At 41.2% G+C, this 13,585-nt stretch carries 13 protein-coding genes; 2 read left to right on the top strand and 11 right to left on the bottom strand.

Annotation, left to right across the window (positions count from 1 at the left end):
* Positions 1-203: 203 nt before the first annotated feature.
* The 7 genes from MHI35_RS07205 to MHI35_RS07175 all read right to left on the bottom strand — a co-directional run bounded on the left by MHI35_RS07205 (position 204) and on the right by MHI35_RS07175 (position 8,938).
* Positions 204-2,126, bottom strand: coding sequence for a stage V sporulation protein D (locus tag MHI35_RS07205; protein ID WP_144523465.1), 1,923 nt, complete (start codon positions 2,124-2,126; stop codon positions 204-206).
* 126 nt (positions 2,127-2,252) lie between these two features.
* Positions 2,253-4,403 (bottom strand): penicillin-binding protein, encoded by a 2,151-nt coding sequence (locus MHI35_RS07200; protein WP_211063923.1) that lies wholly within the window; start codon positions 4,401-4,403, stop codon positions 2,253-2,255.
* Between the two features lie 7 nt (positions 4,404-4,410).
* Complete coding sequence (ftsL, locus tag MHI35_RS07195; protein ID WP_012009864.1) at positions 4,411-4,758, bottom strand: cell division protein FtsL; 348 nt, start codon at positions 4,756-4,758, stop codon at positions 4,411-4,413.
* Between the two features lie 37 nt (positions 4,759-4,795).
* Positions 4,796-5,728, bottom strand: a complete 933-nt coding sequence (gene rsmH, locus MHI35_RS07190) for a 16S rRNA (cytosine(1402)-N(4))-methyltransferase RsmH (protein WP_144523467.1) — start codon at positions 5,726-5,728, stop codon at positions 4,796-4,798.
* A 66-nt stretch (positions 5,729-5,794) separates the two neighbouring features.
* Positions 5,795-6,226 carry a division/cell wall cluster transcriptional repressor MraZ gene (gene mraZ, locus MHI35_RS07185; protein WP_003211163.1) on the bottom strand — a complete coding sequence of 144 codons (432 nt, stop codon included), beginning with the start codon at positions 6,224-6,226 and terminating at the stop codon, positions 5,795-5,797.
* A 128-nt stretch (positions 6,227-6,354) separates the two neighbouring features.
* Entirely contained in the window at positions 6,355-7,974 is a 1,620-nt protein-coding gene (bshC, locus tag MHI35_RS07180; protein ID WP_335349118.1) for a bacillithiol biosynthesis cysteine-adding enzyme BshC, read from the bottom strand.
* Between the two features lie 64 nt (positions 7,975-8,038).
* Positions 8,039-8,938, bottom strand: a complete 900-nt coding sequence (locus tag MHI35_RS07175) for a 2-dehydropantoate 2-reductase (protein WP_335349117.1) — start codon at positions 8,936-8,938, stop codon at positions 8,039-8,041.
* 209 nt (positions 8,939-9,147) lie between these two features.
* On the opposite strand from MHI35_RS07175, the gene MHI35_RS07170 reads away from it, so the two are divergent.
* Positions 9,148-9,627: an N-acetyltransferase gene (locus tag MHI35_RS07170; RefSeq protein WP_003211702.1), complete on the top strand. Its 480-nt coding sequence runs from the start codon at positions 9,148-9,150 to the stop codon at positions 9,625-9,627.
* Positions 9,628-9,673: 46 nt separating this feature from the next.
* Here the strand turns inward: MHI35_RS07170 and gerR are convergent, their stop codons facing one another.
* The 3 genes from gerR to MHI35_RS07155 form a co-directional block, all read right to left on the bottom strand.
* Positions 9,674-10,213: a sporulation-specific transcriptional regulator GerR gene (gene gerR, locus MHI35_RS07165; protein WP_335349116.1), complete on the bottom strand. Its 540-nt coding sequence runs from the start codon at positions 10,211-10,213 to the stop codon at positions 9,674-9,676.
* A 138-nt stretch (positions 10,214-10,351) separates the two neighbouring features.
* Positions 10,352-10,525 carry a 50S ribosomal protein L32 gene (gene rpmF / locus MHI35_RS07160; RefSeq protein ID WP_008354700.1) on the bottom strand — a complete coding sequence of 58 codons (174 nt, stop codon included), beginning with the start codon at positions 10,523-10,525 and terminating at the stop codon, positions 10,352-10,354.
* Positions 10,526-10,546: 21 nt separating this feature from the next.
* Positions 10,547-11,065, bottom strand: coding sequence for a YceD family protein (locus MHI35_RS07155; RefSeq protein ID WP_003210956.1), 519 nt, complete (start codon positions 11,063-11,065; stop codon positions 10,547-10,549).
* 206 nt (positions 11,066-11,271) lie between these two features.
* Between MHI35_RS07155 and MHI35_RS07150 the strand changes: the two genes are divergently transcribed.
* Positions 11,272-12,516 carry a nucleotidyltransferase gene (locus tag MHI35_RS07150; RefSeq protein ID WP_335349115.1) on the top strand — a complete coding sequence of 415 codons (1,245 nt, stop codon included), beginning with the start codon at positions 11,272-11,274 and terminating at the stop codon, positions 12,514-12,516.
* A 38-nt stretch (positions 12,517-12,554) separates the two neighbouring features.
* On the opposite strand, the gene MHI35_RS07145 is transcribed toward MHI35_RS07150, so the two are convergent.
* Complete coding sequence (locus MHI35_RS07145; protein ID WP_211063880.1) at positions 12,555-13,583, bottom strand: SepM family pheromone-processing serine protease; 1,029 nt, start codon at positions 13,581-13,583, stop codon at positions 12,555-12,557.
* Positions 13,584-13,585: the final 2 nt, after the last annotated feature.

The following is a 13,585-nucleotide window of genomic DNA, read 5'->3' as shown; positions in this document are numbered from 1 at the left end:
ATCAAACCTCTCAAATTCGTTCACGTGCATGTCTTGTGAAAAAAACACACAGTCTATATTTTATCGTAAAAAAAAGGATACATCCAGCGTATTCCTTAAGTTTCTGTTGGAAAAAACACACTTTGGACTCTTTTTTTCAAACTGTCCTTCTCTTTCAACAAAAAGAGGCAGCCAAATGAGTGCGGCTACCCTCTGTTTATTCTTTATGATTCATCGTTTAAGTATAATCTGATCGTGGAGCCTTCTTTGACCTTTGTCCCCGCAGCAGGTGATTGCTTCACTACTTTACTACCAGTTCCTGAGGCATCGATCTTTAGGTTGATCAAGAGGGATTCAAGATCTGAAACAGATCCTCCTACAAGATTCGGTACTTCAATGGTTTTTGTGTCCAGCCACTGATACTTCTTTTCAATTTGGCCTTTTCTTTTTTTCACACCCATCTCAGGCAGGCTATCCCGCATAATATGACCAACAATTGGTGCGGCAACGGTACCACCAAATTGAATGGTGCCTTTTGGGTTATCCACAGCCACATAGACTACGATACTTGGGTCATCGGCAGGCGCAAAACCGATAAACGACACAATATGGTTATTCTCCATATACTTTCCGTCCTTTACTTTCTGGGCTGTTCCTGTTTTTCCGCCGACTCGATACCCTTCAACAAATGCATTTCGGCCAGTTCCTTGGGCGACTACACTTTCAAGTGCATACCTGATTTCTTTAGATGTTTCTGCTGAAATCACTTTCTTTTTGGCAATAGGCGATTGCTTTTTCACGACCTCTTTTGTGATTGGATCTATCCATTCTTTTGCAATATATGGCGTGTAAAGTGTCCCACCATTTACTGCGGCTGCTACTGCAGCCACTTGTTGAATCGGTGTAACTGAAACACCTTGACCAAAGGCCGTGGTCGCCTGCTCTACAGGACCTACACGATCAAGCGGGAACAAAATTCCCCGCCCTTCTCCTTGAAGGTCAATTCCGGTTTTCTGGCCAAATCCGAAATTTTTGATATAAGAAAATAATTTTTCTTTACCCAGACGGTCTCCCAGCTCTACAAAACCGGGGTTACAGGAATTTTGAACGACTTCTAAGAATGACTGCGATCCGTGTCCGCCTTTTTTCCAGCACCTGAGTCTTGCACCATCAACCGTCACAGATCCGCTGTCAAAAAATGAATCGCGTTTTAAATTAACTTTCTTCTCTTCTAATGCTGCTGCAAGTGTAATAATTTTAAATGTCGAACCCGGCTCATATGTGCTCCACACCGGTAGATTTCGGTTGAACACTTTCGAATCAACTGATTGATAATCAGCTGGATCAAAATCTGGTCTGCTCGACATTCCGAGCACTTCACCATTTTTCGGATTCATCGCAATCGCAATCATACCATCCGGATTATACTTTGCCTGCGCGTTGTCTAATTCCCGTTCTATAATAGTTTGTACTTTTGCATCGACTGTCAATTTCATATCAAGACCATCTTTAGGGGGTGTATAATCATCTGCTTCATCTGGCATTTTCTGCCCTTTTGCATCAGAATAAAATTTCACAGAGCCTTTTTCGCCTTTTAGGTCGTCATCATAGTAGGCTTCAAGTCCAAGCAATCCTTGATTATCAATTCCAGCAAAGCCGAGTACATGTGAAAGAAAGCTACCAAACGGATAATGTCTGATGCTGTCTTCTGCTACATACACACCTTCTAAATCAAGCTCTCTTACTTCTTTTGCTTTTTCATGTGATACCTTTCTGCCCTCAGGAGAAATTCGTTCAATCGAAGTTTTCTTCGTGACGTGCTTGTACGCTTTCTCTTCAGACATATTCAGCACTGCTGCCAATTTCTTACTTGTTTCTGCAGGATCTTTAATTTGCCGAGGGACAACCAAAATAGATGGAGCACTTTTGTTCGTCGCAAGCTCTACACCATTCCGGTCCAAAATATCTCCTCGTTCCGGTTCGAATGGAAGGTTTCTACTCCATGAATCTTTTGCTAAGCTTGTCAGCTTCTCCCCCATAATAAACTGCACATATCCTAATCTAGTATCTATGATGAAAAAAATGATCACCCCAAACAGCAGCACGAAAAGCAATCGTTTTCTCACTGTTACACTTGATACTCGCACGCCCGGTTCACTCCTTACATATGGCTTATTTTCATCATATGCAGGCCCGTCCTTTTGTAGAACGCACCGTGATATTCTGCTGGAGCAACAGAAAAAAACCTAGCAAGTGATTTGCTAGGTTTCAAGTTAATTTGGGCTTTTAAATGTCACTGTGACGACTTTGTCTGAAATCTCTGCTCCACTTTTGACACTTTGTTTCACAGCATATCCTTGTCCATTTGTTTCTATATGCACACCGGCAATCGAAGCATATTGAAGGACTTCCCTTCTGGACCAGCCTGTCATATCAGGCATCTTAATGGTTTTCCCTGCTGTTTTCAAAAAGACTTTCTGGCTTTCAGAGAATTCAGAGCCCGCACTCGGCCACTGGCGTTTAATCGAGAGACCGTCGCCGATGACAACAGGCGTTAAGTGTTTATTTTTGGCTTCTGTTTCTGCCTGCTTCACTTCTAAATCTAGGTATGAAGGCATCGTTTCTTGTTTCACTTTATCTTCGCCTGATTTTTTATCGTCTGTTTTTGTTGGTGCAATATTTAAATATAGCAAACTATTTTTCATGACAGGGTTAAAGATTTGAGAAACCGGAGCTGACCCTGTTTCTGTTTCAGACAGCTGCGGCTGCTGGACAGCCACATACACAAGTAGCTTCGGATCATCTTTTGGCGCCATTCCCATAAATGAAAAGACATAATCGTTTCGTCCTTGGAGGTAACCGCCGGCACCGCCAATTTGCCCCGTTCCTGTTTTCCCAGCCACGTCGAAGCCTTTGATTTGATAAGGCTGACCTGTTCCAATTTTCGAAGAAACCACCTCACCTAAAATGTCACGGACTTGCTTCGCTGTATCAGATGAAATCGGTTTGCCTGCTGCTGTTGGTTCGTGCTGCAAAATCGTTTTGTTAGTGTTCGGGTCTGTAATATGGTCAATGACATATGGCTTCATCATTGTTCCACCGTTTGCTATCGCTGTGGCTGCTTCAATTTGTTGAATCGGTGTGATAGCTGATGCTTGACCATAAGCTGTCGATGCTTTGTCATATTCATATCTATAATTGATTTTGCTAGACGCCTCGTTCGGTAAATCAATCCCCGTTTTGTCATAGAAATGGAACTTCTGCAAATATTGTTCGTAGCGTGTGAAGCCTAGTTTTTCTTTTGCTAGCTTTGCAAAGGCCACGTTTGATGAGCGAAGAACCCCTTGATGAAAGTCAATTTTCCCCCAGCCATTTCCGTTGTTATGGTCTCGCACAAGGCCGCCGCCTACTTTATAAGTACCAGATTGGTATTTGTCATTGCCTTGGTAGACCCCTTCTTGGATCGCCGCTGCTAGGGTAAAGATCTTCATCGTCGAACCTGGTTCAAACGCATATGAAATCACATCATTGTTATAATTGGTAATGTCTAGTTCATTTAAATTAAAGCTTGGTCGCTGCCCCATCGCGAGAACCTTTCCAGTTTTCGGATCAACGACTGTAGCAATGATTTTCTTCGGCTTATACTTTTTAGCAACCTGCGTCATACTTTCTTCAAGAAACGCTTGAATTTTCTGATCGATGGTCAGCGTGACATTTTTCCCATCTTTCGGGGCGACAATGTCTTCTTTACTATTCGGCAAGGCCCATCCGCTTCTGTCACTGTTATATGTCACATAGCCGTCTTTTTCTTTTAAAAATTTGTTCAGTGCCTTCTCAAGTCCCATTGCACCTGACATGTCCTTTGTCGCCTCATTTAATCTGGCGTAGCCGATGAGGTTAGAAGCAAACATGCCGTTTGGATAATAGCGCTTCGTGTCTTTTTCAAAGGCAACTCCTGGAAGCTTTAGCTTTTCAATTTTTTCCTTCGTTGAAAAACTAATATCCTTCCCCGCTTTACCAAACTCCACTTGGAATGCGTCTTTTGTATTGAGACGCTTTAAAATTTCGCTTTCACTCATATCGATGACTTTTGAAAGCTCTTTTGCCGTCTTTTCTTTATCGACGACATGCATTGGATGCTTAGGGTCCACTGTCATTTTCTTGCTCATAACCGCAATGAGCTTATACACAGATGTATCCTCAGCGATCACATTTCCATTCCGGTCTAAAATAGATCCTCTTTTGGCTTCAAGTGTTTTCTTCGATTGATATTGTTCATTTGCCTTAGCAGCTAATACTTGTCCATCAACCGTTCCAGTAATTTGAATATAGATAAAACGTGCTAGGATGATAAAGAAAAACAGGGCGAAGCAAATACTTGCAATTGCCGCGCCTCTGTTCATCATTTTATTCTTTTTAGGCATCGCCATGTTAATCGACCTTCTTAACATCTTTCGATATGCTTAAGCCTGCTTTTTTCGCAGCTTCGATGATTCTTTCTGGTTCACTCAGCAAGTCTTTTTCCTTTTGTAACTCAGTGATCTTCTTCGATTCTAAAGATACTTGCTGTTCTAGCTTCTGCACTTCGATATTGGCGTGATAGACAGCAAAAGCTTTAGAAATGATGAGAATCGAGCTGCACATAAGAGCCATGACAAACATGACAAGTAAGATTTTTTCACCAAGTGTGATAGAACCTCTTCTTTTAATGACAACTGATTGGCCTTGCTGCTCTGTTTGATGTTGCTTCACTTCTCTTTGATAAGCCAAATTACTCATAAGAAACCTCCTTTTTATCATCATCTATGGTGTCGTTTTACTTTTTTTCTGCAATTCGGAGCTTCGCTGAACGGGCACGGTTGTTATGTTCCAGCTCTTGTTCTGATGCAACGATCGGTTTTCTCGTGATCAGCTTCAGCTTTGGTTCAAGTCCTTCTGGAATCACTGGTAATCCGTGCGGAAGTTCTGGAAGAGAAGACATTTCTCTAAATGTACTTTTACAAATCCGGTCTTCAAGTGAATGGAATGTAATGACAGAAATTCTCCCCTTCGGATTGAGTAACTCGATTGCTTGTTCTAGTGCTTCTTCAAATACTTTCAATTCATCATTTACGGCAATTCGGATCGCTTGAAACACTCTTTTCGCTGGATGTCCGCCAGTTCGTCTTGCAGGTGCCGGAATTCCTTCTTTGATAATGTCGACAAGCTCACCCGTTGTTTCAATTGGCGCTTTTTTTCTTGCTTCTTCAATTTTGCGTGCGATTTGCTTGCTGAACTTTTCTTCCCCATATTTGTAGAAAATCCGAACTAGATCTTCAAATGGCCATTCATTCACCACTGTTTTTGCCGACAATGCGGCTGATTGATCCATTCGCATGTCAAGAGGTGCATCATGGTGATAACTAAAGCCTCTCTCTGGTGTGTCGAGCTGAGGAGATGATACCCCAAGGTCAAAAATCACACCGTCTACGCTTGTAATACCTTGTTCATTCAGACGTTCTTTTAAATATCGGAAGTTGCTTTTTATGAAAAGAATGTTCGCTTTAGAACCCGCGAGCTTCTCTCGTGCATGATCCAGTGCAGCATCGTCTTGGTCAAAACCAACCAATGTACCTTTTTCTGATAATTGAGATAGTAAATATGAGCTATGACCTGCTCCGCCTAGCGTGCAGTCCACATATGTACCGTCTTCTTTTACGTTTAAACCGTCAACTGTTTCTTTTAATAATACTGTCTCATGTTGAAACATGATGTTATGGTCCCACCTTTTTCAAATAGAAATGAATGTGTAGAAAGCTTGCTGCACAAGGGATTATTATATATCAAATCCAATCATGTTTTCAGCAATTTCAGCAAAAGAATCTTCTTGCTCTTCTGTATATTGTTCCCAGATCGACTTACTCCACAACTCAATTCGATTTGAAACGCCGATGACCACACATTCTTTTTCGAGTTTTGCATATTGGAGTAGGTTTGATGCGATGTTAATACGCCCCTGCTTGTCCAGATCGCATTCGACTGCGCCAGAGAAGAAGAACCGGGTAAACGCACGTGCATCTTTTTTCGTTAGCGGTAGTGCTTTGAGTTTCTCTTCGATTAGTTTCCACTCACTCATAGGGTAGCCAAATAAACATTGATCAAGCCCTCTCGTCAGCACAAACTGTTCTCCGAGACCGTCTCTAAATTTAGCAGGGATGATCATGCGCCCTTTTGTATCAATCGTATGTTGGTATTCACCCATGAACATGATAATCAGAGCCCCACTTTCTCACCCATACTCTCCACTATCCACCACTTCTCTCCACAAAACTTATTCTACACTGTTTCTACATAAAAAAAAACCCTGAACTAGTCAGGGTTCATTAAAACTTTATTTCAAAGTTTGACAATTTGTTGCTTGTTTTGAAATGAAAATGGCAGATTTTTGAACGTTTTGAAGAATTCTGGACCATATTTGTTTAAAAAATACATGATATTCCAAATTCTTTCTTGTGGGGCATCTAGTGGTTTTAAACTATTTTCGATTCGTTCAAAGTCTCGAAGGATATATCCTTCCTTCTCTTCCACACGTTGCGCAACCTTTTGATACACAAATTGAAGCTGGTCTTCAATAAATTTGGCATTTTTATCTAGTAGCTGCTCGAAGTTTGGTTCAATCTCCAGTGCTTCTTGTCTTATCACGCCATGAGCATTAGCGAATTCACGTTTGGCATGCTCAACCGCTTGAACAAAGCTGTCTGGAAGACTTTGCTGAAAGTGCGCGTCTTTCTTTTCTTTTACTCCATTTGTCAGCACTTCTTCTACCGACAGTTCTCTAACTGGCAGTTTCTTGTCGATGTGTCTTTCAAGAATGGTCACATGCAGTCTCGGAAGAACAGGCGCCATCTTTAATTGAAAATGCTCAAAGATTCCTTTCAGCTCTCCCCAATAGTTAACCTCACCGTGCCCTGCCATAAAAGCAAGTGTCGGGAGAAGGGTTTCCTGCATCAAGGGACGCGTCACCACATTGTTGCTAAATCGTTCTGGATGCTCCTCAACTTCACTTAAAAGCTCTTCCTTTGTCCAGGTAAGCCCCACTTCTGATATAAAAAACTGGCCGTTCTCTTTTTCAATTAGGAAGCGTTCCTCATCATATTCGTAAAACAGATTCGCCTGATTGTCACCGGCTTCAATAATCGGTTGATATCCTGCTCGTTTCATAGCAGCCTGCGATTCTTTTAAACGCGCAGTAACCTCATCATTTGTCTCGACAATGTGCTTAAATAACGTACGCTCGAGTGGTTTGACACCTAAGTCACCTGAATTAAATAAAAGCAGTCCATCTTCTTCAAAGAGGTCACATACAATCCATTCAAAGAAATCAGTAAACGTTTGTGATTTGCGTAAACATCGAAGAAGCTGTTCAAGCAAATCATTGGTGTATGCAGATTCTTCATATGTTGAAAACACATTACGGAGCCATGTCTCAGTTTTTTCTTGATCAAGCGGGATTCTTTTCGCAGCCGCTTTTTTGACGTTATGTAATGACAGCTTTTGTTTCACTGGCCCTTTTTCGCCAGATGTGTACACAAAATTAATTTCATCTAAGTCATGATCCTCACCGGCTACCCAAAAGACCGGAATCACTGGGACGCCAAGCTCTGTTTCTTTTTCTTTTGCAAACTGAATGATGGATATGATTTTATGTATGGTATAAAGCGGTCCTGTTAATAGACCAGCCTGCTGCCCTCCGACCACCATGACACTCCGCTTGTCACGGATCTTTTCAATGTTCTGACGCATCGCTGCCGATTCAAACTTTGTGTGGTACGCACTCATATAATCCGCTAAAGCCTCGCGCGGGAAGCTCATTTCCATGAGATCGTCGTATCTCTTTTTCCATGTGTGCTCAGAATGTATATCATAATCAAAAAAAGTCGTCATCTCTTTTTTTTCTTCTATATAATCACGTATGAATAAATTCTGACTTCGGATGGAAAGTTCAGTTAATTGCATGTTTAGAACTTCCTTTCTTCAATAAATAGTTAGTTTCCCGAAAAAGTATAGCATGTAAATGAGCTCACTCAAAAGATTTTGTTTGCTTTTTTTCCAATACTTCCAAGCTTCGATCAAAGAAAGTGAGATGTGGCACCGTAACACCTTGCGCTTGAGCCTTTTTTAAAAGATAGCCAAGGATGGCTTTTCTTTCGGTTTGGCGGCCTTTTACTATATCTTGAAGCATAGATGATTGATTCTCTGCCGTATTCTCGCAAACAGAGACGACATAAGGCAAAAGCCGCTCTTTTTCAGGTAAGCCCAAGATAGAAACTGCTTCTTCAAATGCACATTTCATCATGTATTCATATGAGGGATTTTCGATTAATTCTCCGTTTCTCACATGCAGTAAAGCCGTGAGCGGATTAATACAGACATTGACAAGCAGTTTTTCCTCCAGCACCTTTTTCCATTCATCCGTATAGATCATCTGAAAATGGGCTGATGTCTCATTCAAAGCTTTTTTTATATCAGCTGCTGCTTCATGCTGAAATGCCCCCCACTTGATGACACCAATACCTGTATGGTTCACTTCATGATCTGACATCTTCATTGCTCCGTGCTCTACCACACCTATGTATAATGAATGTCCCGTTTTCCAATTCTCCAAATCTAATAAGTGAGCCATTCCGTTCTGTAAAAATAAGATACGATGAGGAGATAATGTCGATAGTTCACTAAGCACATCTTGCAAATGGTGATATTTCACTGTCACAATGAGCAAATCAAATTCTCCTGTTATTCCTGTCTCTGCATGAACAGACGCCTCGCATGTTTCTCCTTTTACTGTTCGCTCGATACCGAATGCTCGAATTTCTTCTGCCTGTTCGTTTCTTCTTGTAAAGACTGTGACGTCATGATGCTGCGTTAAATAACTAGCACAAAGCAGACCAATCGCACCGCCGCCAATGATTCCAATGTTCAACTGCCGCACATCCCTTTTTCGTTTACTTCATGATATCAACTATTTTAACAGGTTCATGTCGTGATGCAAAAAGCAGATGACGCGCTATGATTGAATTTTTTTAATTTAAAAACTATAATAATAAGTGTAAAAACTTTTTGAGGCGGATGGGATGAAAACGCCTTCAATGACAACACTGTCGACATTATGTGTGTAAGGGGGAAGATCATATGGCACAAGTAAAACGACTTCTAATTAATTACAAAACTTTAGAGGAATTTAAACAATTTAAGGAATACGGCATACAAGAGCTATCCATGCTTGAAGACCTTGAAAGCAATATGATTGAAAACGACAGCAACTCTCCATTTTATGGGATATATTTTGGAGATAAGCTAGTGGCACGTATGAGCCTTTATCAAGTGGATGGCTCAACGACAACGTATTTTAACCACAACCATGATTATTTAGAGCTGTGGAAGCTGGAAGTGCTTCCTGGGTATCAGCGCAAAGGGTACGGCGAAGCACTTGTTGAATTCGCTAAATCGTTTGGATTGCCAATTCGGACCAATCCGCGTGTCAAATCTGCCGGTTTTTGGGATAAAATGGGCTTTGAAGCAGTCAAATATGATATGGAGCGCGATAAGGGTGAAAATCCACTCATCTGGGAGCCCGCACATATTCAAAAAAATACAGGTGAATCCGCTTAAAGGCTGATCACAAAACGCCCCTCCTTTCTCTGTGAGGGGCGTCTCTTTATTTAGCATATTCTTTTAAGCTTATATTCTGTTTGACTCTTTCAACGATACTTATGAGTGCCCGGTAATCTTCTTCTGTCATTTTTAATTGGCGCTTTAAGTGTTCATTTTCTTCTGTAAGGGACTTTAATTGATGCTGTGCATCTTCCAGTTCTTCGCGTAAATGAGCAGGTCCATCAGGTTCTTTTTCAAGCTGCTCTAAAAACTGAATCACTTCTCGAAGGGTCAATTCTGCCTCGTTTGAAGATGTCTTCTCTTCTATGGTTAACGCATGTTGTGGTAAACCAGAGGAATGAATCCCTATTTTTTTACGTAATTCTTTCCGCTGTTTTTTTGCTAGTTCTATGCCTGCCTGATATTGCTTTCTCACGTATGAATTCCACCTAAAACCGCATGCTGCCGCGGTTCTTGACAATGCCTTACCAACTTCCTCAAATGCGGAAAGCTGCGTTCCTCCATCTCGAATGTGCCTTAAGACGACTTCTGCTAAAAGTAAATCTTCATCCTGTGTCCATGCGTCCTGCCTTGTAATCGTCAATTGATCATCCCCCCTGAATCTGAATACCACATCATATGCGCCTACTAGAGTAGATAGACTATTTGCAGGAGAGAATCCTAAAAAATAGACAAATAAAAAAACGCAAGGGAAGATTCCCTCACGTTTTTTTATCAAGCATTAGTTGCTTTTTACGTCTTTGCCTTTGTATGTTCCGCAAGATTTGCAGACACGATGAGAAATTTTCATTTCACCGCATTCTGGGCAAGCTACCATACCAGGTACTTGTAGTTTGAAATGCGTACGACGCAATCTTTTTTTCATTTTAGAAGTTCTTCTAAAAGGTACAGCCATTATTCCCACCTCCTTAAAGAGTTAAGATTCATTATTTTCTTCTAAGAGCTTCTTCAAGCCTTCCAAACGAGGATCAATTCGGTTTTGATGTGCATCTTCCGAAATGACCGCCCAGTCATTCCCTTCTTGTGGTGCAGCACCTTTTACGTCAGTTTGATCGCAAAAGATTTGCATCGGCACTTCAAGAAGAATTTCTTCCTTGACTAAAGGCGTTAAGTCGATGATGTCGTCTTCTACGATAGAAACGTCTTCATCTTCTATGTCGTCTGTCTTATGAAGTACAAATAGTTCTTTCGTTGAAATCGCAAATGGATAATTTACATCAACAAGCGTTCTTGAACAAGGCAATGTCATTTCACCTGTGATGGTTAAATCAAATGCGACTTGCTTTGATTCGATCACTCCAGTCCCTTTCACCTCTACTGGTGAAATGCGACGTATATCTGAATGAAGGCTAGTAAGTTCATTTAAGTCAACCGTCTCATGAAAATCGAAGCTGTTTTTAGCTTTTTGATGTAACTGATAAACTGTCCATTTCAATTGTATCACCTCTAAGAGCAACAAACATGATTATAGCTTTCATCATGTTATTTGTCAATATTTTTTCTTTACAGTCCTTTGTGATGTCAGAGCGTTGTTTGACATCAGTTCTCGGAATGCCTACACTGAAAAAAATGGGCTTCATTTTTCCCTTATGCTACTGTAGCATAGACCATTTAACCATAGCAAGAAAGGCGGAACATCTATTGAAAGCAATAGGAGTCGTTGTCGAGTATAATCCATTTCATTATGGACATGCCTATCATGTTCGTCAGGCGAAAACACATACCTCCTCAGATGTTGCCATTGCCGTCATGAGCGGTTCCTTCCTCCAGCGCGGTGAGCCTGCTATCGTCTCAAAATGGGCGCGAACAAAAATGGCACTACAAAACGATGTAGACATTGTGTGTGAGCTCCCATACATATACGCAGTGCAAAAGGCAGAAACCTTTGCAAACGGTGCTGTGGCGATTCTAGATGCTTTAAAATGCCGCTCCCTTTTTTTCGGCAGCGAGGATGGTGACATCAAAGCATTTGAGCGAACGGCTCATGCTTGGCATGAGAAAAAAGAAGAAATTGACCTTTTCACAAAAGAAAAAGTGAAAAAAGGCCTTAGTTATCCAACTGCAGCAGTTGCTGCGTTTCAAGAGGTGATTGATCCTAAGCACTTACTTGATCTGTCTTTGCCCAATAATATTTTAGGTTTCCATTATGTCAAAGCCATCATGGAGAGATCTCCTCACATGCAGCCCTTTACCTCTCAAAGGATTTCATCTGGTTATCATGATGAAGAACTACCTGAAAATCAAAAAATCGCAAGCGCAACAAGTATACGAAAAACGTTAAAAGATCATGGTACATTTGAAACAGTTGCTCCTTATCTCCCAGAGGCTACGCTCAAGCAATTACATGACTATCATTCTTCATATGGTCTTCTACATACACAAGAAGCCTACTTTAGCTTCTTAAAACACGTTTTTCACACAATGGATATGGCAGAACTAGAAGGCATCTATGAAATCGAAGAAGGCATCGAACACCGCATGCAAAAAGCGATTACACATGCATCCTCCTACGAGGAATATCTATCACTTGTGAAAACAAAACGCTATACGTGGACAAGGTTGCAGCGGATGAACACACATCTCTTAATGAGGGTGAAAAAGAGTGCCATGCATGAGCTGCTGAAAGAGAAAAAAGCACCTTACATTCGGTTACTTGGTATGTCAAAGAAAGGGCAGCAATACTTATCTCGTGTGAAAAAAGATTTGGACGTGCCGCTCGTCAGTAAACTGTCTGCCTTTTCACATCCCGCACTTGATCTTGATATTCGTGCATCCCGCGTCTTCAGCCTACCCGTTAGTGAGCCAATGCAAACGAACTTAACGGAAGCGGAATTTAAAACCTCACCGATCCGGTATGATGAAGAGACTGGGCTCTTCCAGTCTTAGCAAAAAAGGGCAACCTTTATAAAGGCTGCTCTTTTTGATCAAGATGCTTTCTCTTTTAATTTGTTTAAATAGTTCAGAGCATCTTGCATTGTATCTACAGGCACAATTTTCATATCACTTTTAATATCTTTCGCTGTTTTGACAGCATTTCGGTAGTCTGAATTTGGATCACCTTTATCGTTCGGTGCAAAGAATATATCTTTTCCGGCTTTATCTGCCGCCACGACCTTTTGATCGATTCCGCCAATTGGACCGACCGTTCCATCAGCGTCAATCGTTCCCGTTCCTGCAATTGCATAGCCATGTGTTTCGTCTTCTTTTGTCAGCTGGTTATAAATTTCAAGTGACATCATAAGACCCGCTGATGGGCCGCCGATATTTTCAATATCCACCTTAATGGACGGTGAAACTTTCACATTTCGGTCTGTAAATAATGATACACCAATTCCAACTCGGTTCGGCTCTTCTTTAAATGGTTTTAACGTCACTTTCTCCGTGATGTCTTTGCCATTTCGTTCTAGGACAAAACGGACAGGTGTACCTGCTTTTTTGCTGCTGATATACGAAACCATTTTATCAGCAGAATCATACGTCTTGCCATCTACGCTTTTGATTCGGTCGCCCACTTCAATTTTACCGTAAGCAGGCATTCCTTTCATCACATAGCTTGCATATACGCCGTTAAACGTATAATCTACTTTTTTTCCTGCTTTTGTATATGCTGCAATCATGGCATTTTCTTGAGAGCTTTTCATCAGCTGAAGCTGCCTTTTCATATAATCTTGATCCGACTCCCCGTCCGCTTTAATATTTTCTTCTGGGACGATTTCGTCATATTTATTCATTTTCGCAAGCAAATACGTATACGGATTGGCTGGACCTACTTTAATTGTCATAAGAGAGAAGCTGCCCTTCTCGCCATATCCGCCGTCTACTTGAATGTGGGGAGCAATCTCGGTTGCATCACCCGGCTTTGTCACGTAATATGGCAATTTGACAAAGGTTAAGCCACATAATACAAGAATAATGACAAAAAAGCTAAGCCAGCGAATATTTAATTTTTTCATTC

The sequence above is a fragment of the Bacillus sp. FSL K6-3459 genome (assembly GCF_038003305.1).
GTDB lineage: Bacteria > Bacillota > Bacilli > Bacillales > Bacillaceae > Bacillus > Bacillus pumilus_O.
Note: the sequence above shows the minus strand (reverse complement) of the source record. Positions and strands in the feature narration are given on the sequence as shown.